The sequence below is a fragment of the Pseudomonas sp. NPDC086278 genome, from assembly GCF_050280905.1.
Lineage (GTDB): Bacteria > Pseudomonadota > Gammaproteobacteria > Pseudomonadales > Pseudomonadaceae > Aquipseudomonas.
On record NZ_JBNNWE010000096.1, the window covers coordinates 1 to 23,173 of the forward strand.

A 23,173-nucleotide genomic window follows, 5' to 3' on the forward strand; every position below is an offset into this window, starting at 1 on the left:
CGTTGCCAGACGTAGAGCTGCTGGTCGAGTGGCGGCGGGTCTTTTTGCTCGCAGCCGCTGAGCAGCACTAAAGCGGCAAACGACGCGACCAGCCGAGCTGGAAAATGCATGAAACCCCTCAAGCCAAAAACGGATTCTGTAGCAGCTGAATGTGGCGAGGGGGCTCGCCCCCGTTCGGCTGCGAAGCAGTCGTCATCCCGCACATTTTGTGTGCCTGAATAACTCCACAAGGGCCGCTTCGCAGCCCACCGGGGCGATGCGGCGTCCCGACAAGCCCCCTCACCACAATGCAGCGGCTACCAGCCTGTTTACACCAGCGGCTTGCGGGCGATGATCACTTGGCTTTTCGCGACCACCGCGTCCAGCGCCTGTTTGATCTGCGCGCCACGGGGCGATGCCAGAACGGCTTGCCACGTGTCGGCCCAGTGATTGAGCAGCGGATGATCGGCATTGCTGAAATCGACCTTGGCCTCCCAGAACAGCAACATCCACATCGACCAGTAAAATCCGTACTGGCTGTGGCTGAGCACTTCCAGGCCAGCGTCGCTGACCATCGCCTTGAACTGCTCTTCGCTGATGATGCGAATGTGGTTCGGCTTCTGGAAATACTCCGGCGCGGCGATGTCTTTTTGCAGGTCTTCGGAGCTGGGGTGCGGGACGCTGAGCAAGTACAGCGCCCCCGGTTTGCCGACGCGTACCAGTTCGGCGAGGAACTGCGCGGGGTCGTCGACGTGCTCGATCACCTCGGTGGACACCACACGGGTGGCCGTCGCATCAGCAATCGGCAGCGGGTTGCAGTCGGTGACGTGGCATTCGACGCCACGGGCCGGGGTGTCGCTCAAGCGCTGGCGGGTGGCTTCGACCTTGGCCGCGTCGATGTCGGCAATGATGATCTTCGCCCCGCGCATGCCGCAGAAATGCACGTTGCCGCCGTCACCGCAGCCGACGTCCAGCAGCGTGTCCTCGGCGGTTACCGGAAACCCGGTGAACAGTTCGCCGGTGTGCTGATTGAACCAGCCACTGAGCATCGCGTCGTGCAGGCCGAGCATGTACGGGTCGACCTTCTCCACCGCAGGTGCCACGGGCGCGGGCGTACCCGCCGTGAGTTTCTTCAAAAGGCTCAGCATGAGGGTGCTCCAGAGGTTTGGGCGGCAGTTCGGGACGTGCCCAGGCGCTTGACCAGCGAGGCACCGCGGTTGCGCATGGGCATTTCGATAAAGCGGTAATTGAGTTCACTGAGCACGGCGATCAACGCGCCAGCCAGCAGCAACGTCAGGATCGGGTGACCGCCCGGGTTGGGCAGGCCGGCGGCCTGCAAGCGGAACGTGAACTCGCGCACCAGCAAATACGCCGGGATGTGGATCAGGTAAATCCCGTAGGAACGGCTGCCGACCCAGGTCATCAGGTTTTTGCACAGGCCGCGTGGCATCAGGTAATCGCGATTGTAGGAAGCGATCCAGACCAGCACCGCACACAGCACGGCAATCACGCCGATGCGGTAATGGGTAAAGGTAAACCGATCGGTCGCCATGAAACTGAGCGCCAGCGACACCCCGACCAATGCCGACAAACCGGCCCACGGGCGGCGCAGGAACGTCGGTTCCCAACGCCAATACGACGGCTGCGCGCTCCACATCGCCAACAGGATGCCGAGCGCCAGTGCGTCGGTGCGCACCACCATCAGGATCGGCGTGCGCAGCGTGAACAACTGCACCGCGACCAGCGCCAGCAAGGCCCAGACCAGGTGTTTGCGACAAAGCAGAATCAACAGCGGAAACAGCAGGTAGAACTGCTCCTCCAGCGACAGGCTCCAGTACACAAAACTGGTGCCGTATTCGTAGTGATAAAAGCTGTCGGCGAAACGGAAGTTGGCGTACTGCGCCACCCCGGCCAGCGTCGCTTGCAGGTTGGCGTGCAGCGTTCCGAAAGCGCCGGAGCGATTCAGCAACATGCACGCCAGCAACATCAGCGCCAGCCACAGCCACGCCGACGGCAACAGGCGAAACGCCCGGCGCAGCCAGAAGTTGCGCGTCTGCTGCCAGTATTCCTGACGCGTGTTGCAGCCCTGCAACGCCGGGATCAGGCTGCGCGCAATGACAAACCCGGAGATGGCGAAAAACAGGTCGACACCCCACCACGGCTGGCCCCACAACGTGACGGTTTGCAGCACCGGCACCGCCGCCGCGAACAGGCTGTCTTGCAGGTGATGGAACAGCACGCCGAGCACCGCAATGCCGCGCAACAACTCGATGTCCATGATGCGTCTGTCATTGCTCATGGCGCCCTCCTGGCATCCATTGGTTTACGGGCGATGATCACCTGGCTCTTGGGCATGAACTGATCGAGCAGTTGCTTGATCGCCAACCCGTCGGGTTGCGCCAGCAAGTCCTGCCAGGTTTTTGCCCAGCTCTCCATCAGCGGCGGGTACGGCGCCTGAATCCGGTCGCGCACCGCGCCACCCAGATCGCGCCCGGCGGCCCGTTCGCTGGCCCAGAAAAAGATCATGCCCATCACCCAGAAGAACCCGGTGGCCTGACGATGCTCGATCACCAAACCGGCGTCCTCGACCAGCGCGGCAAAGCGTTCCGGGGTGAAAATCTGTACGTGATTGGGTGACTGGAAGTAGCCCGCCGGGGCGATGCCCTTCTGCAAATGCTCGCCGACCGGGGCCGGGACACTGAGCAAATACAACGCGCCGGGACGGCCCATGCGCACCAGTTCGGCCATGAACGGCTCGGGCTGGTCGATGTGTTCGAGCACTTCCATGCACACCACTTTGCTCGCGCAAGCATCGGCCAATGGCAGCGGCAAGCTGTTGCTGACCAACCCGAGACTGGCCTGCTGCGATTGCGCTTGCACCTGCCGGGCGAGGTCGCGGACCTTGTCGTGTTCGCTGTCGGTAAAAATCACCGACGCGCCTTGGCGGACTGCAAACAGGGTCGCCACGCCTTCGCCACAACCGACATCGAGCAACGTGTCGTCGGCGGTGATGGCAAAACCCTTGAGCAACTCACCGCTCTCGCCCGAGAACCAGCCGTCGTGCATCGCGTCATGCAAGCCGACGTCTCGCGGCGATACGCGAGCCGGCGCAACCGGCAGCGGTGCGGGTTGCGCCGCTGGAAACAGACGTGTCATCAGCGCGCGGATCATGCTTCGGGGGTTTCCACGGCGCGGGCTTCGAACAGGCGCGCAAAAAAGCCTTTCAGTCGTTGTTCGGCGGTGGCCTGGCTACAGAATTTTTCGAGGCTGGCCACCGCATGCGCGGACATCTGCGCGTAGCGCCCGGCGTCGTTTCTGGCCACCTCATAACTGGCGCGATAGGCGCGGCACAACGACGCCCAGTTGGTCACGTAACGCAGGGTACGGAAGGCCCGGCGTGGGTCGTGGGGCCACGCCGTCAGTTCATCGGTGAAGTCGATGAGGAACGCGTTGTCGGCGTCCAGGTAATCGATCATCGCCGTGGTGCGAGGCGCGACCGCCGGTTTGCCGCAGGACATGAACTCCATCAGCGGCAGGCACTGACCTTCGCCGTAAGAGGTGTTGACCACGTAACTGGTGGCTTGTACCAGACGCTCGTAGTCCGCGTCCGCGAGGTAGCCGTAGATCAGCACGATGCGGCAGCGGTAGGACTGGTTTTTGTACAGGTGATGAAGGATGTCGGTCAGCGCTTCCTCCGCGTCGTGGTGCGTCAGCTTGAGCACCAGCGTCGCGTCTTCCTGCTCGCGGAAGGTCACGCAAAAGGCGCTGAGCATGTCTTCCCAATTCTTGCGTCCATCGCCCGGGTTGAACACCGAGGTGTAGATCACGCCGTCGAGGCCCAGTTCGTACTCGCGCGGCGCTGCTGCAAAATCGATACCCTCGCCTGCGCGCAAATGCGCCGGGCCGAACGCCCGCAGGTCGAGTTCACGGCTGTCGGCCACCAACCCTTTGATCGTCAGCCGCACCTGACTGGCGGTTGATTGCCGTTGCAACTGCGCGCCTCGCGCCGAGAACCGGTCCCACACCGGCGCCGGCACCGCGACGATTGGATACTCGGCGCCCATGGCCTCGCGCACGGCATTCACCGTGTAGCTGGAATGCGTGATCGCCGCGCCCGTCGCCCGCAACACGTTGCGCCAGTCATTGCGCGGCTCGCCGGCAAAGGGTTCGTTGGGAATGGTGCTGAATTCCCAGGCAAACACCGGCAGCGTCGGGCAGGCGAAGCCGACCGGCGTGCGGTGCGGCGGCGAGAACGAGAGGAACACGCAGTCTTCGCCACGGGACAGCGCGTCGAGGTAAAGCGCATCGACTTCAGTCTGCGGGTCGCTGACTTCCACCACGCGCCCCAGGCGTTCCAGCACCGGCCGGTACTCCTTGAGCACGAAGTAATAGCTGTACTCCGAACGACCGAGATTCCTGGCGATGGTGTGCTGGTTGGTTTCCGAATGAATGAGGATCAGCATGAGGCGTTATCCGTCGCGGTCGCTGCCGGTAAAACCTGTGGCGCCAGGCCAAAAAAGTCGGCAAGACGTTGTTGCACCGGGGCGAACGCGCAGTAATCGTGCATGCGCTCGATGGCAGCGGCCGACATGCGCTGGTAGGCCTGCGGTTGTTCCTTGGCCATGCGGTAGCTGTTTTCGTAGGCGATTTTCAGCGAACCCCAGTCCGGGCGATAACGCAGGGTTCGGTAGATGATCCGGGTGTCTTGCGGCCAGATGGTCAGTTCTTCGCTGGAACTGACCACAAACGCCACGCGCTCATCGATGTAATCCTCCATGGCGGTGTGGTCCGGGGCGATCACCGGTTTGCCACTGGCCATGAATTCCATCAGCGGCAGGCACAGCCCTTCGCAGCGCGAGGCGTTGACGTAATAACTGGCGGCCTCATACAGCCGGGCGTATTGCGGATCATCCAGGTAACCGTGCATCACCACCACGCGGCAGGCGAACGGCGACAGTTGCGCGAGCAAGGTCATCAGTTCGTCGTAGTAGGACGACAAGTCGCTTTGGGTAATCTTCAGCACCAGCGTGGCGTCAGCCGTTTCGCGAAAGGCCCAGCAGAACGCGGTGATCAATTGATGCCAGTTTTTACGACCGTCGCGCGGGTTGAACACGGTGACGTAGACCACGCCATCCACCTCGGTGCTGACCTGGGCGGTAGTGTCCGGCCAATCGCGCGGCGCGGGCTCGGGCACGGCCATCGTCTGCGGGCCGGCGATGGCGGGCAGGTAGCCGGCGAGCCTGGCGTGAGCGGAATCCGAGAGCAGATCGCGAATGCCTTCCCAGTACCACTGACTCAAGAAATGACTGCGGTGCCGCGGGACCGGCAGCGCTTTGCCCATGTCCCGACGCCACAGGTGCAAATAATGCCGGGCAATCACGAGGCGGCGCTTGAGCGTCAGCGGCGGCGGTTTCAACGCTTCCAGCGCGGCCAGCTCTTCGGCCGTCGGCGGTGGCGGGATCAGTGCATCGGCGCTCAGCCCCAACGTGCGCGTATCAAAAATGCAGCCTTTGATGTCGAGCGTCGAACCGGCATTGACCGGGGCGCTGGTGTGGTGACTGCGAATCGCCGCGAAGTTTTCCCACAGCGGCGTGGGCAACACCAACACCGGGAAGTCTTCCCCCATGGCCTTGCGGATCGCCCGGGCGGTGTGGCTGGAGAGTGTGATCACCCGGCCCTGGCGCGCCAGCATCTGCGTCCAGTCCTGACGCGGGTCGTTGTCCCACTGTTCATCCGGGATCGAATCGAATTCCCACGCCACCACGCACAGGGTTGGGCATTCGAACGTGTTCGGGGTTTTCTGCGGTGGCGTGAACGACAGAAACAGGCTGTCTTCGCCAGCGGCGAGCAATTGTCGATAGAGGGGGTCGACCTCGGCGGTGGAGGACACCACATGCACCCGGCCAAGGCTTTCGAGCACAGGGCGATAGGCCTTGAGCACGAAGTAATAACTGTATTCAGGACGACCGAGGCTCTGGCTGATCGAGCTGTCGTTGACGTCCGAGTAAAGAATGAAATTCATGGCATCCCACGATGAAACCGCCGTCCCGGCAGCCCCGCTTTGTGACGGCAAAGCCATGGCGCGAGTCGGCGTGTGCCGGTGGTCGTCCATCGTCTTATTGCCCGTCGACGTTCTTGTTTTAATGGTCAGTTTCACGGGGTTTGAAAACAACCCGGTCGAACCCTGGGTAATCGCGACGAGGGGCATTCTAAACACATCCGCCGAGTATTCGTGAACCGCCCGGCGAGAATAAATCGGGCTACGCTGACGAGAACTGACCAGTCACGGTTGGACCTGTTGAAATTGCCGAGCAATTGGCACAGATTGGCTACCAAATAACTACAACAAAACGTTTCGCCTGTCTTTCGACCAAGGAATCCACCCGGTCTGTCAGACATTCCCATAAAGCCTGTAGGAAATGGACGAAACGCACGACCAAGGGGCTGCTGTTTGAAAAAACGTCTGTTCGTCACGGGTCTGAGTGGATTCGTTGGACAACACATCCAATCTCGCCTGAAGGCTGATGCTTCGGAATGGGCGCTTTTGCCTGTCACTTCCCGGTACGACCTCAGCCAGCCGCACAGCCTCGAAGGCTTGTGGCCCGAGATGCCCGACGCGGTCATTCACCTGGCGGGCCAGACATTTGTCCCCGAAGCCTTCCGCGATCCGGCCCACACGCTGTCGATCAACCTGCTCGGCACCCTGAATCTGTTGCAAGCGCTCAAGGCGCGGGGCTTCAGCGGCACGTTTCTGTACGTCAGCTCCGGCGACGTCTACGGCCAGGTCAGTGAACAGCAATTGCCGATCACCGAACACCAGCCACCCTGCCCGCGCAACCCGTATGCCGTGAGCAAACTCTCGGCGGAATTCCTCAGCCTGCAGTGGGGCTTGAGCGAAGGCTGGCCCGTCATGGTCGCCCGCCCGTTCAACCACATCGGCACCGGCCAGAAGGAAAGCTTCGTGATCGCCAGCGCCGCGCGGCAGATCAACCGCATCAAGCAAGGCTTGCAGGCGCCGCAACTGGAAGTCGGCGACATCGACGTCACGCGTGATTTCCTGGACGTGGGCGATGTAGTCTCGGCCTATCTGGCACTCCTGGAAAAAGGCACGCCGGGGCAGGTCTACAACATTTGCTCGGGGCGCGAGCAGAGCATCCGCAGCCTGATCGAACAACTAGGCGACCTCGCGCAGGTCGACCTGCAACTGATTCAAGACCCTGCGCGACTTCGCCGCGCAGACCAGCGTCGCGTTTGTGGCAGCTCTGCCAAGCTTTCACAAACCACAGGATGGACGCCTGACATCACTACACAACAATCCCTGCGGGCGATCCTGTCCGACTGGGAGAAACGAGTAAAACAAGAATGACTAAAAGTGCATTGATCACAGGGATCACCGGCCAGGACGGCGCGTATCTGGCCAAGCTGCTGCTCGACAAGGGCTACAAGGTCCACGGTCTGGTGGCGCGCCGCAGCAGCGATGCACGCTGGCGCTTGCGCGAGATGGGCGTCGAAGGTGACATCGTTTACCTGGACGGCGACATGGCCGATGCCTGCTCGGTGCAGCGCGCGGTGATCAAATCGGCCCCGGACGAAATCTACAACCTGGCGGCGCAAAGCTTTGTCGCGGCCTCCTGGGACCAACCGGTGACCACCGGCATCGTCGACGGTCTGGGCGTGACGCACTTGCTCGAAGCGATCCGCCAGTTCAGCCCGCACACGCGTTTCTACCAGGCCTCGACCAGTGAAATGTTCGGCCTGATCCAGGCCGAGCAGCAAGACGAGAACACGCCGTTCTACCCGCGCAGCCCGTACGGCGTGGCCAAGCTCTATGGCCACTGGATCACCGTGAACTACCGCGAAAGTTTCAACTTGCACGCCAGCAGCGGCATCCTGTTCAACCACGAATCGCCGTTGCGCGGCATCGAGTTCGTCACCCGCAAAGTCACCGACGCCGCCGCCCGCATCAAGCAGGGCAAGCAGCAGGAACTGAGCCTGGGCAACATCGATGCCAAACGCGATTGGGGTTTTGCCGGCGACTACGTCGAAGCCATGTGGCTGATGTTGCAACAGGACAAGCCCGACGACTTCGTGGTCGCCACCGGCGTGACCACCACCGTGCGCGAAATGTGCCGGATCGCCTTCGATCACGTCGGCCTCAACTACCGCGACTTCGTGAAGATCGACCCGGCGTTCTTCCGCCCGGCCGAGGTCGAAGTGCTGCTCGGCAACCCGGCCAAAGCCCAGCGTGTATTGGGCTGGAAGCCGAAAACCGACCTGGATGCCTTGATCCGCATGATGATGGACGCGGACATGAAACGCGTCGCCAAGGAGTAGGCCATGCTGATTCCTGTGATTCTCTCCGGCGGTGCCGGTACTCGCTTGTGGCCGGTGTCCCGCGAGGGTCATCCCAAGCCGTTCATGACCCTGCCCGACGGCCAGTCGCTGCTGGGCAAAACCTATCGGCGTGCGGCCGGTTTGCTCGATGGCCGGGGCGATATCGTCACGGTCACCAACCGCGAGTATTACTTCCAGAGCAAGGATCACTACCACGAGGCGCAGCTCAGTCGCCATCGCGCGCACTTTCTGCTGGAGCCGACCGGCCGCAACACGGCGCCGGCGATTGCAGCGGCGGCGTTGTCGCTGCAAGCCTTGCACGGTGACGAAGCGATCATGGTGGTGATGCCCGCCGACCATTTGATCCTCGACGAAGCCGCGTTGAAATCAGCGGTCGAACACGCCGTCGCGCTGGCCAGGGATGGCTTCCTGGTGACCTTCGGCGTCGTGCCGACCGCACCGGAAACCGGGTTTGGTTACATCGCGACCGGCGCCCCGCTGGACGCCAAAGGCGCGGCCAAGGTGCAGCGCTTCGTTGAAAAGCCCGATCTGGAAACCGCCACGCATTACCTGGAAAGCGGCAACTTCCTGTGGAACTCCGGCATGTTCTGCTTCTCCATCGGGACGGTGCTCGCCGAATTGCAGCTGCACGCGCCCGAGCTACTGGAACAGACACGCGCCTGCATGGCGGCAAGCAGCCCCGTGGAAACCGTCGGCTACCTGCAACAGGAATTGTCCCCGGCGCTGTTCGCCGAGATCACCGACATCTCCATCGACTACGCCTTGATGGAACGCTCGGACAAAGTGGTGGTGGTGCCGGCCGGTTTCGACTGGAGCGACATCGGTTCCTGGGGCGCCGTCGCGGCACTGGTGCCCGCGGATGCGCAGAACAACCGCGTCAGCGGTGATGCGGTGTTCATCGACAGCCACGGCAACTTTGTCCAGAGCGAAGACCGTCTGGTGGCCGCGGTGGGTGTGGATAACCTGATCATCATCGACACCGCCGACGCGGTGCTGGTAGCCCACGCCGACCGCGCGCAAGATGTGCGCCGGGTGGCCAAGCAGCTCAAGGACAAAAAACACGAAGCCTATCGCTTGCATCGCACGGTCAGCCGGCCATGGGGCACGTACACCGTGCTCGAGGAAGGCCCGCGCTTCAAGATCAAGCGGATTGTGGTCAAGCCGGGCGGCAAGTTGTCGCTGCAAATGCACCACCACCGCAACGAACACTGGGTGGTTGTCGAAGGCATGGCCAAGGTCACCAACAACGGCACCGGCACGCACCTGGTGGCCAAGAACGAGTCCACCTTCATCGCCGCCGGTCACAAGCATCGCCTGGAAAACCCGGGGGTGATTGATCTGGTGATCATCGAAGTGCAAAGCGGCGAATACCTGGGAGAGGACGACATCGTTCGCTTCGAAGACCATTACGGCAGGACGGTTTGAATGCTGCTTTCCCTTTACCGCTCGCTGTGGAGCTATCGAGGGTTCATCCTCGGTAGCGTCAAGCGAGAGTTTCAGGCGCGTTACCGCAATTCGCTGTTCGGTGCCCTGTGGACCGTGCTTAACCCGCTGTCGATGATCGTCGTCTACACCGTGATCTTTTCCCACATCATGCGTGCCCGTTTACCGGGCGTGGATGATGGCCTGGCCTACAGCGTCTACCTCTGCGCCGGCCTGTTGACCTGGGGCCTGTTCGCCGAAATCACCGGGCGCAGCCAGAACATGTTTCTGGACAACGCCAACCTGCTGAAGAAAATCAGCTTCCCGCGCATCTGCCTGCCGGTCATCGTGCTGTTCAACGCCGGCATCAACTTCGCGATCATCATCGGTCTGTTCATCGGTTTTCTGCTGATCACCGGGCGGCTGCCGGGCATGGCGCTGCTGGCGCTGATTCCGTTACTGGCGCTGCAAGTGATGTTTTGTGCCGGGCTGGGGATGATTCTTGGCGTGTTGAACGTGTTTTTTCGCGATGTTGGGCAATTTTTCGCCATCTGCCTGCAATTCTGGTTCTGGCTGACGCCCATCGTGTACCCGATGAGCATCCTGCCGGAATGGGTGCAGCGCCTGCTGCAACTCAACCCCCTGACCAACCTGATCACCAGTTATCAGAACCTGTTTCTCTACGGCCAATGGCCGGTCTGGGATTCGCTGCTGCCGATTTTCCTCAGCGGCGTGGTGTTCTGCGTGATCGGGCTGCGACTGTTTCGTCAGCGGGTCGGCGAAATGGTGGATGAACTCTGATGGGGCACATACGCGTTACTGGTCTGGGCAAGGCCTACAAGCAATACCGCACGCGCTGGAGCCGACTGGCCGAGTGGCTGATTCCGTTTTCGCCGATCCGCCATCGCCAGCACTGGGTGTTGCAGGACGTCAATTTCGAGATCGCGCCCGGCGAATCGGTGGGCATCGTCGGGGTCAACGGCGCCGGCAAAAGCACCCTGCTGAAAATGATCACCGGCACCACCCAACCCACGTGCGGCAGCATCCAGCTCGAAGGCCGCGTCGCCGCGCTGCTGGAACTGGGCATGGGTTTTCACGCCGACTTCACCGGCCGCCAGAATGCGGTCATGGCCGGGCAATTGCTGGGTATGCAGGTCGAAGAAATCGAAGCATTGATGCCGGAGATCGAACGCTTCGCGGAAATCGGCGAGGCCATCGATCACCCGGTTCGCACCTATTCCAGCGGCATGCAGATGCGCCTGGCGTTCAGCGTCGCCACCGCGCGGCGCCCGGACATTCTGATCGTCGATGAGGCGCTGTCGGTGGGCGACGCCTACTTCCAGCACAAAAGCTTCGACCGCATCCGCAACTTCCGCAAAGCGGGGACCACGCTGCTGATCGTGTCCCACGACCGTGGGGCGATCCAGTCGATCTGCGACTCGGCGATCCTGCTGGAAAAGGGCCGTGTGGCCATGCACGGCACCCCCGAAGCAGTCATGGATTATTACAACGCCCTGCTCGCCGAGCGCGAAGGGCAAACCGTGCGTCAGGAAATGCTCGCCGGCGGCCAGGTCCAGACCATTTCCGGCACCGGTGAAGCCGGGATTCTCAGCGTGCGCCTGCTCGATGAGCGCGAGCGCGCCATCGATGCCGCCGAAGTCGGCCAGCCGGTGGTGCTGGAGGTGCAAGTCGAAATCCGCCAGGACATCGAACGGCTGGTGCTGGGTTTCATGATCAAGGATCGCCTGGGCCAGGCCATGTATGGCATCAACACGCATCGCCAGGACCAGGCGCTCGACGACCTGAAGGCTGGCGAGCGCGTGACCTACCGATTTGCCTTCGTCATGGGCCTGGGCAAGGGCAACTATTCCGTGGCCCTGAGCCTTTCGCGGCTGGACTCGCACCTGGACCGCAATTTCGAGTGGCGCGACTACGGGCTGGTGTTCCACGTGATCAACAACCGGCACGAAGACTTCGTCGGCTGCTCGTGGCTGGGGGCGAAAACCACTATCACCCGCGCCGTCGAGCCGAGTGTCTCGGAGCGCACGCCATGACGCGTCTGTTGGTCGAATGCACCCACGTGTTCCTGCACCCCAAGGTCAATTCGGGCATCCAGCGGGTGGTCCGCAACGTCATCAATCAACTGCCGGACAGCGTGCAGGGGGTTGAGTGCATTGCCGTGGTGATGCTCAAGGGCAAGCTCTATCGAGTGCTGCAACTCGGCGCCCTGGGCATCCCTTTTTTCGATGGCTTGATGACGTTTGGCGGACGCCTGGAACGACTCGCGCATCGTTTCTGGCAACTGCATCAGCGGCTGGACGAACGTTGCACATCGAAAATCGCCCGGCGGGCGCTTTACGTGGCTTACCGGCTCACGGCGCTGGCGTGTTTCAGCGTGCCGCTGCGGCTGATCGAACGGGTCAATCAATACCAACTGCCCAAGCGCTGTTCGCCGCTGCCGCATCAACCGGGCGATCAACTGGTGTTGCTCGATTCCTCATGGCACAGCGACTTCTTCCCGTTCGCCGAACAACTCAAGCGCGACGGCGTAGGCATCGTCGCGGTGATCTATGACCTGATCCCGCTGACGCATCCGCAGTTCTACGACGCCCGGCTGGTGCAGGTTTTCAACGGCTGGTTTGACTGGATCACGCGAACCGCCGACGGCTACATGGCGATTTCCGCGACCGTGCGTGATCAGGTGCGTGAGCAATTACAGCAGCGCCTGGGACCGGCCAACGCCGAATCGCTCTGGTTCGACTATTTCCACCTCGGCTCCGAACTCGACCTGCGCGAAGCCAACGCCACCGTTGAGCCGCGCCTGACGCGGGTGTTCGAAACACCGGAACCGGTGTTCCTGATGGTCAGCACCATCGAACCGCGCAAAAACCACGATTACCTGCTCGACGCGTTCGAACGCGCCTGGGCGTGCGGCTCCACCGCTCGGCTGTGCATCGCCGGGCACATTGGCTGGAAGTGCGACGCGCTGCTCGCACGGGTGCGCAATCACCCGCAGCTCAATCAACGCCTGTTCATGTTCAACGACTTGAGCGACACCAGCCTCGAACACGCCTATTCCCACGCCAGCGCGCTGGTGTTTCCGTCGTGGGTCGAAGGCTTCGGCCTGCCGCTGGTGGAGGCCATGCAACGCGGCTTGCCGGCGATGGGCAGCGACATCCCGATTTTTCGCGAGATCGGTGGCGAGTTCATGGCGTACTTCGATTTGGCCGAGCCGCAACGCCTGGCGGACCTGATCATCGCGTTCGAACGCACCGGGCAATTCCCGGCAGCTCGCGACGTCGCGCAATGGCAGTGGATTGGCTGGCGCGAGGCCAGCGCGCAATTGGTCGAACGCACCCTGCGCAACGTTGGCCAGACACCGGCCGTGCAGGAGAGGCAACATGCGAATTGCCCTTAACGCCCGCATCCTGCAAGCCCCGCGCACCGGCATCGGCCACTACGTGGCCGAACTGGTGGGCGCCCTCGCCCAGGAGTCCGATGTCGAACTGTCGCTGTTCCATGGCTGGGGCTGGAGTTCGCAGTTGCCGCAGGCGACGATGCCCGGCTATTCGCGCCTGACGCCATTGCTCCGGCAAATACCCGGTGCCTACCAGGCCCGACGCTGGCTGGAACAGAAACGTTTCGACCAGCGCCGCGCGCAGCCGATCGACCTCTACCATGAACCGAGTTTGTGGCCGTTATCGTTCGAAGGCCCGACGGTCATCACCCTGCATGACCTGACGCACCTGCACTATCCCGAGACGCAACCGCCGGCACGCCTGCGTGAAATCGAACGGCGGCTGGCCGACGGTGTGCAGCGCGCGCGGCTGATTCTGACCGATTCGCAATTTATCGCCGACGAAGCCCGACAGCATTTCGGCTTGCCCGCCGAGCGGTTTGTCGTGGCGCCGTTGGGTGTGGCGGCGCGGTTTCATCCGCGCGAGCCCGCTGCCATCGACACGGTGCTCAAGGCGCATGGCGTCGAGGCTCGGGAATATTTCCTGTGCGTCGGCACGCTTGAGCCGCGCAAGAACCTGACACTGGCCCTGCACGCTCACGCCTTGTTGCCCGAAGCGTTGCGCCAGCGCTATCCGCTGCTGATCGTCGGCATGGCCGGCTGGCAGCGCGAACAATTCAGCGCGCAACTGCACACAGCCCTGGCCAGCGGTCACGTCTGTTTGCTGGGTTATCTGCCGGACGAACACGTCGCACAATTGCTGGCCGGCGCGCGGGCGCTGATTTTTCCGTCACTTTATGAAGGTTTCGGCCTGCCAGTGCTGGAAGCCATGGCCAGTGGCACACCGGTCATCGTGACCCGGCGTTCGGCAATGCCCGAAGTGGCCGGCGCGGCGGGCAACTATATTGAACCTGATGATCCACACGGTTTGCGCGATGCCATGCACCGACTGATCGACGATCAGCCGTATTGGCAGGCATGCACGGATGCCGGATTGCAACAGGCAAGGCTTTTTACCTGGGAGCGTTGCGCGAAGGTCACGGCCCGCGCTTACCGCCAGGCTATGGGAGGTTGAATGCGCGTACTGCATTTTTTCAAGACATACCTGCCTGACTCGGTCGGCGGGATCGAACAAGTGATCTTCCAGTTGTGTGAAAGCGGTGCCCAGCATGGCGTCGAAAGCCAGGTGCTGACCCTCAGCACCGACCCCACGCCACCGGTGGTGCAACTCGGCCAGCACGAAGTGCATCGGGCCAGGCTTGATATCCAGTTCGCCTCCACCGGATTTTCCTGGAGCGTCTTCAAACAGTTTCGCGAGCTGGCGGCCGAAGTCGACGTGGTCAATTACCACTTTCCCTGGCCGTTCATGGACCTGGTGCATTTCGCCAGCGGCCTGAACAAGCCGAGCGTGGTGACGTACCACTCGGACATCATTCGCCAGAAACAGCTACTCAAGCTGTATCGACCGCTGATGAACCGCTTCCTCGCCAGCGCCGACCGGATTGTCGCGGCTTCACCCAACTACTTGCACACCAGTGATGTATTGCAGCAGTTTCAGGACAAAACCCGAGTGATCCCCTATGGCCTGAACAAAGCAGGTTATCCACAGCCCGACAAGGAGCGCATGGCGCACTGGCGGCAAAAGCTTGGGGATAAGTTTTTTCTGTTCGTGGGCGTGATGCGTTACTACAAGGGCCTGCACATCCTGCTCGACGCCCTGAAAGACGTCGATTACCCGGTCGTCATCGTCGGCGCCGGCCCGCTGGAACTGGAGCTGCATGCCCAGGCCAAAGCCTTGGGGCTGCGTAACGTTCACTTCCTCGGGCGCCTCGGCGACGAAGACAAAGTGGCGCTGCTGCAACTGAGCTACGCCATCGTCTTCCCGTCACACCTGCGTTCCGAGGCGTTCGGCATCTCGCTGCTGGAGGGCGCGATGTACGGCAAACCGATGATCTCCAGTGAAATCGGCACCGGCACCAGTTACATCAACATCCACAACGAGACCGGGCTGGTGGTGCCGCCGAGCAACCCACAGGCGTTCCGCGAAGCGATGCGCACTTTGTGGGAAAACCCGACACGGGCGGCAGCAATGGGCGTGAAGGCTGAAGCGCGTTACCGCCAGTTATTCACAGCCGACGAAATGGGCCGCAAGTGGACTGAGCTGTACGAAGAACTGCTGGAAGAGAAATCCCTGTCTTACGCGTGATTGCTTGTTGTGGGAGCGGGCTTGCTCGCGAAGGCGGACTGACATTCAACATAGACGTTGTTTGACACGACGCTTTCGCGAGCAAGCCCGCTCCCACGGGTTTTTGTAGCGTTTATGGGTTTTACAAGTCCAGCACCAGCGGCTGCGAACCCTGTGCCGGCACTGCGCAACAAATCAGCACGTTTCCAGCTTCCGGCACCTCCGCCGGGGGCAGTGGATAATGCACCTCGCCACTGATCAGGCGCGTCTTGCAGGTCCCGCAGGAACCACCACGGCAACTGAATTCCGGGCGCAAGCCACGGCTTTCCGCCAACTCCAGCAAACTGCCGCCGTCCGGCTGCCAGCGCGCCTCTTTGGCTGATCGCTGAAAAACAACCGGCACTGACACGGTGGCGGCCGGCGGTTGTTCAATGACCACCGCGTCCGGGTCCGGTGTGCGACGCAATGTCGACGGGCCAAAGGTCTCGGCGTGAATCCTCGCGTCACGGATGTCCAGGCTGCGCAGGTCGTCGTACATCCCTTGGGTGAAACTGCCCGGACCGCAGAGCACAAAATCCACCTCATCGTAATCTTCAACCTCAAGCACGGTCTGGATCAGGTCGGTGTCGATCCGCCCGGTCAAGTCGAAATCTTCGCCTTCGCGAGCATCGGCTTCTGGCTGACTGAGCAAACGCAGCACGCGCACGGCGTCGCCGAGGCCGTCCAGCAACTGATCAAGCTCCCCTCGAAATGGCTGGTCGGCCAAGGTCCGCGAGCTCTGGAAAAACCAGGTCGGACGGATACTTCGGGTGCGCAAGCCTTGATAAACCACCTCACGCACCATCGACAGCAGCGGCGTAATGCCGACCCCGGCCGCCAGCAGCACCAGCGGTCGATGTTCATGCGGCGCCACGGTGAAATGCCCTTGCGGCGCGCGGGCTTCGAGCACGTCGCCGATTCGAATCTGCTCATGCAGGTGCGAAGACACCAAGCCATCGCGCTTCACACTGATGCGGAAAAAATCATCCGACGGCGCACTGGACAGGCTGTAGGTGCGGATATGCACCTCGCCCCCGATGTTGAAACGCAGCGGCAAATGCTGCCCGGCCTGAAACACCGGCAACCCGGCGCCATCGGTCGGCTCCAGATAGATCGAACGAATGTTGTGGCTTTCGTGTTCGATGCGCGTCACCCGCAGCGGCCGCCAGCGATCACCCAGCGCCTTGGCTTGCAATCGGGCACTGGCCTGCTCCCAGGTGCCGGTCAACAGACTGGTGGGCGACATGCCGTCGAAACGCCAGCGCAAGGCGAGCGCGGCGGGTCGCCGGACCACGCGTTCCACGTGGAACGTCCACAGCCGCTCAGCCCCTTGGAACGCTTCGATTTGCGGCCCTTCAAGGACGATTTCGGTGCGACCACTCAGGTGCAGCAGATCGCCCGAATTGAAGTCAATGAACAGCAAACCGGCGCGAGGATTGATCAGCAGGTTGCCCAAGGTATTGAAGTGCAGGTTGCCGGCGAAGTCCGGGATGGTCAGACGATTGCCTTCAACTTGTACGAACCCGGCCTGACCGCCGCGATGGGAAACATCCACCGCGCGTTGGCCGTCGATGTCGACGTAACTGGCCACGAAAAACGTATCGGCATCGGTAATCGCCGCTCTGGCTGCGTCATCCAGTTCACTGAAGTGCTCGGCAATACGCGTCGACGGATCCGCCAACGGCACCGAGCGAAATTGGCGCAATTGAATGTATTGCGGGCAATTGCCGAAAGATTGATCCACCGTCACGCCGAAGCCACCGACCGTCATGGCGCCGACTCGACCGTTGAGGCGGTTGCGGCGCCGGGTGTGCAACTCGATGCCTAGCAGGCCGATGGCAGCGCCGTCTTGCAGTTGCGCGGGGTCGTCGGCGCTGGGCAGCGTGTCGAACTGCAACAACGAAGGCTCGGGCGAGTGAGCGAAACCCGGCGTGCCTTCGAGAATGCTCGCCCAAGGGTTGCCGTCGGCGTCCACCGCGCCGTACAGCAGGAACGGCAGTTGCTGATAGAACGTACGGTGCTGGTCTGGCATCTCGCTGCGAATCACCTTACGACCAAACGCCTCCATTCGCTCGGCCACTCCTACGTGAGCCTGCAACTGTCTTTCGCCAGCGTGCCATGGTGAACGGTGCATAACGGCTTCTCCCCCGCGCTGATCGCGCACTGTGAGCGGCCCGCGTGAATCAGGCCGTGAACATCAGGCAGTTTTCTGCAAACCGGCCACGGTGCGTGGCATGCCGACAAAACCGGGCAAGGCTTCAATTCGCGCCAGCCACGCGCGGATGTTGGCGTAATCCTCCAGCGACACATTGCCTTCCGGTGCATGGGCGATGTAGCTGTAGGCGGAGACATCGGCGATGGTTGGCTCGCCGCCGGCCAGATACGGCGTGGTGGCCAGTTCCTGATCGATCACCTTGAGCAGCGCATGGGACTGGGCGATCAACTCTTCAGCGTTGTAAGACGCGCCGAACACCGTGACCAACCGCGCTCGGGCCACACCATAAGCAATCGGCCCGGCGGTCACCGACAGCCAGCGCTGGACCTTCGCCGCGCCGACCGGATCAGTCGGCAGCCAGCGGCCGTTGCCGTATTTTTGCGCCAGATAGACCAGGATCGCGTTCGAGTCGGCCAGCACCACGCCTTGATCATCAATCGCCGGCACCTGACCGAACGGGTTGATCGCGAGGTAATCCGCTTGTTTGTGCGCGCCTTTCGCCAGATCGACGTAGACCAGCTCGGTCGGCAGCTGCAGCAACGACAGCATCAGCTCAACACGGTGCGCATGGCCGGAACGCGGGAAGTTATAGAGTTTGATGGCTTGCATGGTCGACTCCGCTAAGTGAAGGCGCCGTTCAGGAAGGATCAGCGCCGATGGGTCGTCATCTTCCACCCGCAACCAAAACAACAGAATAGCCAGTAAACGCAATCCATCATTTCATTCAGCGCAATAACGCTAATTGCGCAAGGCCGGATGTTCGCGCAGGTTCTGCACCACATAGTCGACAAAGCTGCGAACCCGCACCGGCGCTTTGCGACCGCCCTGGTAAACCACATGAATCGGCAATGGCGGTAGTTCGAAGTCAGCCAAGACGATTTCCAGCTTACCGGCGGCGACTTTGCTCGCCACTTGATAAGACAGAACGCGGGTCAGGCCCAGTCCCAGAGAAGCAGCGTAAATGGCCGCCTGATTGGCCGTGACCACCAGCCGTGGTTCCGTGCGCACACCCAACGACTCTCCTCCTTCAAGAAACGGCCAGGTCTTGAGCTGTCCAATGGCGGAGGTGGCAATGATCGGCGCACCACTCAACTCATTCGGATGCCGTGGCCTGCCGTGCTTCAACAAAAACCCTGGAGACGCGCATATCACCCGCCGCACTTCACCGACGCGGATCGCATGCTGATTGCTGTCCGGCAGCTCGCCAATGCGCACCGCCACATCGATGCCCTCCTCGACCATGCTCACCACCCGGTCAAGCAACAAGGCGTTGATGCTGACTTCCGGGAACCGCGTCAGGTAACCGACCATCAGCGGCGTGACGAACAACTCGCCGAACAACACCGGCGCCGTAATCGTCAGCTGCCCACGGGGCTGGGCGTGGCTGCCGGCCGCAGAATCCTCCGCTTCCTGCACCTCAACGAGAATTCTCCGACAGTCCTCCAGGTAACGCTGACCCGCTTCACTCAAATGCACACTGCGGGTGGTCCGCGTCAGCAACTGCGTGCCGATGCGTTTTTCCAACGCCGCCACGGCCCGGGTGACGCTGGCCGCCGACATCCCCAAACGCCGCGCCGCCGCCGAGAAACCTTGCTCCTGGGCGACGGCGGCGAAGACCTGCATTTCCTGGAATCGGTCCATGGGCTCGTCCCTTCGTTCAGATAAAAAAAATCGCAACCATAGGCTGCGATTTTTTGGGTTTCGATCACCTGCGGATAACTTATTCCACCGTCACCGACTTCGCCAGGTTCCGTGGCTGGTCAACGTCAGTGCCCTTCAACACCGCGACGTAATACGACAGCAACTGCAACGGAATCGTATAGAGGATCGGCGACAGGATGTCGTGGATGTGCGGCATGTGCACAACGTGGGTGCCTTCGCCGTTGGTCATGCCGGCTTTCTCGTCTGCAAACACGATGAGCTGGCCGCCCCGGGCGCGGACTTCCTGGAGGTTGGATTTGAGCTTCTCCAGCAGTTCGTTGTTCGGCGCCACGGTGACCACCGGCATGTCGTTATCCACCAGCGCCAGCGGGCCGTGTTTCAGCTCGCCGGCCGGGTAGGCTTCGGCGTGGATGTAGGAAATTTCCTTGAGCTTGAGTGCCCCTTCCATCGCCACCGGGAATTGCGCGCCACGACCGAGGAACAGGGTGTGGTTCTTCTCGGCGAACAGCTCGGCGATTTTCTCGACAGTGCTGTCCATCGCCAGGGCTTCGCCCAAGCGGGTTGGCAGGCGGCGTAGTTCTTCCACCAGCGTGGCTTCGACGCCTTTGGCCAGGGTGCCGCGAACCTGACCGAGAGACAGCGTCAGCAACAGCAGGCCGACCAATTGGGTGGTGAAGGCTTTGGTCGAGGCCACGCCGATTTCGCGCCCCGCCTGGGTCAGCAGGGTCAGGTCGGATTCACGTACCAGCGAACTGATGCCGACGTTGCAGATGGCCAGGCTGGCGAGGAAGCCCAGTTCCTTGGCATTGCGCAGGGCCGCCAGGGTGTCGGCGGTTTCGCCGGACTGGGAAATGGTCACGAACAAGGTGTCGGGCTGCACCACGACTTTGCGGTAGCGGAATTCGCTGGCGACTTCGACCTGGCACGGGATGCCGGCCAGTTCTTCGAGCCAGTAACGGGCGACCATCCCGGCGTGGTAGCTGGTGCCACAGGCAACAATTTGCACGTTTCGCACTTTGGCGAACAACTCGGCGGCCTGCGGACCGAAAGCCTGCACCAGTACGCCGTTCGGGCTCAGACGACCTTCCAGGGTGCGTTGCACCACGGCCGGTTGCTCGTGGATTTCCTTGAGCATGAAGTGGCGGAATTCGCCTTTGTCAGCGGCTTCGGCACCGTCGCGGTACTGCACGGATTCGCGCTCGACCGCTTGGCCGTGAACGTCCCAGATGTGCACGCTGTCGCGGCGAATCTCGGCGATGTCGCCTTCTTCCAGGTACATGAAGCGGTCGGTGACCTGGCGCAGGGCCAATTGGTCGGAGGCGAGGAAGTTTTCACCCAGGCCCAGACCGATCACCAATGGGCTGCCACTGCGGGCGGCGACCAGACGATCCGGTTGTTGAGCGCTGATCACGGCCAGACCGTAGGCGCCGTGAAGTTCTTTGACAGTGGCTTTGAGGGACGCGGTCAGGTCGTGCAGGTCTTTGAGTTTGTGGTTGAGCAGGTGGGCGATGACTTCAGTGTCGGTGTCAGACGTGAACACGTAACCCAAGGCTTTCAGCTGTTCACGCAGGGCTTCATGGTTTTCGATGATGCCGTTGTGCACCACGGCCAAGTCGCCGGAGAAATGCGGGTGCGCGTTGCGCTCGCACGGTGCGCCGTGAGTGGCCCAACGGGTGTGGGCAATGCCGAGGCGACCAATCAGAGGCTGGGCCTCAAGGGCGTTTTCCAGCTCGCTGACTTTGCCCGGGCGGCGCATGCGCTCAAGTTTTTCATCATTGGTGAAGACCGCCACACCGGCGCTGTCATAGCCACGGTATTCCAGGCGCTTGAGGCCTTCGAGCAGGATGGCGGTGATGTTACGTTCTGCGACTGCGCCGACAATTCCACACATGCTATTTCTCCTGACTGACAGCCGCGCAAATCAGATTGATACCGCGGGCCTGAATCTGATCGCGTGCCTCCAGCGGCAAGCGATCATCGGTAATAAGGGTATGGACGCTGCTCCAGGGCAGCTCCAGGTTAGGAATCTTGCGGCCAATCTTGTCGGCCTCCACCATCACGATCACTTCGCGGGCGACATCGGCCATGACTCGGCTCAAGCCCAGCAGTTCATTGAAGGTGGTGGTACCGCGAACCAGATCGATGCCATCGGCACCAATGAACAACTGGTCGAAGTCGTAAGAGCGTAGTACTTGCTCGGCGACCTGACCTTGAAAGGACTCGGAATGCGGGTCCCAGGTGCCGCCGGTCATCAACAGCACCGGCTCGTGTTCCAGTTCGCTCAATGCCTTGGCGACGTGCAGCGAGTTGGTCATCACCACCAGCCCCGGCTGCTGGCCGAGTTCCGGAATCATCGCGGCGGTGGTGCTGCCGCTGTCGATGATGATCCGCGCATGCTCACGAATCCGCGTGACGGCGGCGCGGGCAATCGCCTGCTTGTATTTGGAAACCGGTTGGCCAATGTCGGCGACCAGCTCCTGAGGCATGGTGATTGCGCCGCCATAACGACGCAGCAGCAAACCGTTGCTTTCCAGCGCGGCCAGATCCTTGCGGATCGTAACTTCCGAAGTTTCGAAGCGCTTGGCCAGCTCATCCACACTGACTTCGCCCTGCTCAGTGAGCAAGGCGAGGATATTGTGGCGACGTTGGGGTGTATTGCGTTTCGACATGAGCTGGTAAGTTTCGATTCGAAAGATAACGAAGGCAATCAAAACCTATTGGCGAAACTTCGTCAAGCGGGTGACGAAAAAAATATCTGTGGATAACCCACTCGCAAGCAAGCCCGCTCCCACAGGATTGCGCACAACCTGTGGGAACGGGCTTGCCCGCGAATACAATCGACTGGTCTGTGGGTAGCTCAAACCGATTGCCGAAATGTGGATAACTCAGCTCTTTTTGATCTTCTCCGGCCGCTTCCAGCCATCGATGTTCTTCTGCCGTGCCCGACCCACCGCCAGCTGTGCGTTATCCACATTCTGGGTGATGGTCGAACCGGCCGCCGTGGTTGCCCCGGAAGAGATATCCACAGGCGCTACCAAGGAGTTGTTGGAGCCGATGAATACATCTTCACCCAGCACGGTTTTCCACTTGTTCGCACCGTCGTAGTTGCAGGTGATGGTGCCGGCACCGATGTTGGTGCGCGCGCCAACCTCGGCATCGCCCAGGTACGTCAGGTGACCGGCCTTGGCGCCCTCACCCAAGTGCGCGTTTTTCAGTTCGACAAAGTTACCCACATGGGCGCGCGCTTCCAGAACCGTGCCCGGACGCAAACGGGCGAACGGGCCGGCATCACTGCCCTCACCCAGAATCGCGCCTTCGATGTGACTGTTGGCCTTGACCACCACGCCTTTGCGCAAGGTGCTGTCCTTAATCACGCAGTTCGGGCCGATGACCACGTCATCTTCGATAACGACTTTGCCTTCGAGGATTACGTTAATGTCGATCAGCACGTCGCGGCCGACGGTGACATCACCGCGTACATCGAAACGGGCCGGGTCACGCAAGGTCACGCCTTGCGCCATCAAGCGGCGACCGGCGCGCAACTGGTAGTGACGCTCCAGTTCAGCGAGCTGCTTGCGATCGTTGGCGCCCTGCACTTCCATGGCGTCGTGAGGTTGCTCGGTGGCCACCACCAGACCGTCGCTGACCGCCATTGCAATCACGTCGGTGAGGTAATACTCGCCTTGGGCGTTGTTATTGGAGAGGCGACTCATCCAGCCACCCAACTGCGCGAACGGCAGCGCGAGAATGCCGGTGTTGCCTTCCGTGATCGCGCGTTCGGCTTCGTTGGCGTCTTTCTGCTCGACGATAGCGGTCACTTTGCCGTCGGCATTGCGCACGATTCGGCCGTAACCCGTCG

General features: G+C 61.6%; 19 protein-coding genes. 8 read left to right on the plus strand and 11 right to left on the minus strand.

Annotated features, from left to right (window positions below):
- Window positions 1–308: 308 nt before the first annotated feature.
- From ACQKP4_RS23535 to ACQKP4_RS23555, 5 genes are read right to left on the minus strand one after another with little or no spacing between them, the layout of a single operon-like run.
- Window positions 309–1,127 carry a class I SAM-dependent methyltransferase gene (locus tag ACQKP4_RS23535; RefSeq protein WP_427636055.1) on the minus strand — a complete coding sequence of 273 codons (819 nt, stop codon included), beginning with the start codon at window positions 1,125–1,127 and terminating at the stop codon, window positions 309–311.
- Window positions 1,121–2,278: an acyltransferase family protein gene (locus tag ACQKP4_RS23540; RefSeq protein WP_427636057.1), complete on the minus strand. Its 1,158-nt coding sequence runs from the start codon at window positions 2,276–2,278 to the stop codon at window positions 1,121–1,123. Before ACQKP4_RS23540 ends, ACQKP4_RS23535 begins: the two co-directional genes overlap by 7 nt.
- Window positions 2,275–3,150, minus strand: coding sequence for a class I SAM-dependent methyltransferase (locus ACQKP4_RS23545; protein ID WP_427636059.1), 876 nt, complete (start codon window positions 3,148–3,150; stop codon window positions 2,275–2,277). Before ACQKP4_RS23545 ends, ACQKP4_RS23540 begins: the two co-directional genes overlap by 4 nt.
- Window positions 3,147–4,442 (minus strand): glycosyltransferase, encoded by a 1,296-nt coding sequence (locus ACQKP4_RS23550; RefSeq protein WP_427636061.1) that lies wholly within the window; start codon window positions 4,440–4,442, stop codon window positions 3,147–3,149. The genes ACQKP4_RS23545 and ACQKP4_RS23550 overlap by 4 nt, the downstream gene beginning before the upstream one ends.
- Window positions 4,436–6,001 (minus strand): glycosyltransferase, encoded by a 1,566-nt coding sequence (locus ACQKP4_RS23555; RefSeq protein WP_427636062.1) that lies wholly within the window; start codon window positions 5,999–6,001, stop codon window positions 4,436–4,438. The genes ACQKP4_RS23550 and ACQKP4_RS23555 overlap by 7 nt, the downstream gene beginning before the upstream one ends.
- 429 nt (window positions 6,002–6,430) lie before the next feature.
- Here ACQKP4_RS23555 and ACQKP4_RS23560 point away from each other — a divergent pair, with 429 nt between their 5' ends.
- Genes ACQKP4_RS23560 through ACQKP4_RS23595 form a run of 8 tightly spaced genes read left to right on the plus strand, consistent with a single transcriptional unit; the run spans window position 6,431 to window position 15,419 of the window.
- Entirely contained in the window at window positions 6,431–7,345 is a 915-nt protein-coding gene (locus ACQKP4_RS23560; RefSeq protein ID WP_427636064.1) for a GDP-mannose 4,6-dehydratase, read from the plus strand.
- A complete protein-coding gene (gene gmd / locus ACQKP4_RS23565; RefSeq protein WP_427636066.1) occupies window positions 7,342–8,313 on the plus strand; it encodes a GDP-mannose 4,6-dehydratase in 972 nt (323 codons plus the stop codon). The genes ACQKP4_RS23560 and gmd overlap by 4 nt, the downstream gene beginning before the upstream one ends.
- A gap of 3 nt (window positions 8,314–8,316) precedes the next feature.
- Complete coding sequence (locus ACQKP4_RS23570; RefSeq protein ID WP_427636068.1) at window positions 8,317–9,759, plus strand: mannose-1-phosphate guanylyltransferase/mannose-6-phosphate isomerase; 1,443 nt, start codon at window positions 8,317–8,319, stop codon at window positions 9,757–9,759.
- Entirely contained in the window at window positions 9,760–10,557 is a 798-nt protein-coding gene (locus tag ACQKP4_RS23575; protein WP_427636070.1) for an ABC transporter permease, read from the plus strand.
- Window positions 10,557–11,810, plus strand: a complete 1,254-nt coding sequence (locus ACQKP4_RS23580) for an ABC transporter ATP-binding protein (RefSeq protein WP_427636071.1) — start codon at window positions 10,557–10,559, stop codon at window positions 11,808–11,810. The genes ACQKP4_RS23575 and ACQKP4_RS23580 overlap by 1 nt, the downstream gene beginning before the upstream one ends.
- On the plus strand, window positions 11,807–13,174 hold the full coding sequence (locus ACQKP4_RS23585) for a glycosyltransferase family 4 protein (protein WP_427636073.1): 1,368 nt from the start codon (window positions 11,807–11,809) through the stop codon (window positions 13,172–13,174). The genes ACQKP4_RS23580 and ACQKP4_RS23585 overlap by 4 nt, the downstream gene beginning before the upstream one ends.
- Window positions 13,158–14,288 carry a glycosyltransferase family 4 protein gene (locus ACQKP4_RS23590; protein WP_427636075.1) on the plus strand — a complete coding sequence of 377 codons (1,131 nt, stop codon included), beginning with the start codon at window positions 13,158–13,160 and terminating at the stop codon, window positions 14,286–14,288. The genes ACQKP4_RS23585 and ACQKP4_RS23590 overlap by 17 nt, the downstream gene beginning before the upstream one ends.
- Window positions 14,289–15,419: a glycosyltransferase family 4 protein gene (locus ACQKP4_RS23595; protein ID WP_427636076.1), complete on the plus strand. Its 1,131-nt coding sequence runs from the start codon at window positions 14,289–14,291 to the stop codon at window positions 15,417–15,419. It abuts the gene before it with no gap.
- Between the two features lie 121 nt (window positions 15,420–15,540).
- Here the strand turns inward: ACQKP4_RS23595 and ACQKP4_RS23600 are convergent, their stop codons facing one another.
- The 6 genes from ACQKP4_RS23600 to glmU all read right to left on the minus strand — a co-directional run.
- Window positions 15,541–17,571 carry a pyridoxamine 5'-phosphate oxidase family protein gene (locus tag ACQKP4_RS23600; RefSeq protein WP_427636078.1) on the minus strand — a complete coding sequence of 677 codons (2,031 nt, stop codon included), beginning with the start codon at window positions 17,569–17,571 and terminating at the stop codon, window positions 15,541–15,543.
- Window positions 17,572–17,634: 63 nt separating this feature from the next.
- Entirely contained in the window at window positions 17,635–18,261 is a 627-nt protein-coding gene (locus ACQKP4_RS23605; protein WP_427636080.1) for a glutathione S-transferase family protein, read from the minus strand.
- Between the two features lie 129 nt (window positions 18,262–18,390).
- Complete coding sequence (locus tag ACQKP4_RS23610) at window positions 18,391–19,293, minus strand: LysR family transcriptional regulator (protein ID WP_427636082.1); 903 nt, start codon at window positions 19,291–19,293, stop codon at window positions 18,391–18,393.
- A 79-nt stretch (window positions 19,294–19,372) separates the two neighbouring features.
- Complete coding sequence (gene glmS, locus ACQKP4_RS23615) at window positions 19,373–21,205, minus strand: glutamine--fructose-6-phosphate transaminase (isomerizing) (RefSeq protein WP_427636084.1); 1,833 nt, start codon at window positions 21,203–21,205, stop codon at window positions 19,373–19,375.
- 1 nt (window position 21,206) lies between these two features.
- Window positions 21,207–21,983 carry a DeoR/GlpR family DNA-binding transcription regulator gene (locus ACQKP4_RS23620; RefSeq protein WP_427636086.1) on the minus strand — a complete coding sequence of 259 codons (777 nt, stop codon included), beginning with the start codon at window positions 21,981–21,983 and terminating at the stop codon, window positions 21,207–21,209.
- Between the two features lie 216 nt (window positions 21,984–22,199).
- The coding region (glmU, locus tag ACQKP4_RS23625; protein ID WP_427636087.1) for a bifunctional UDP-N-acetylglucosamine diphosphorylase/glucosamine-1-phosphate N-acetyltransferase GlmU at window positions 22,200–23,173 on the minus strand (974 nt) is incomplete at its 5' end.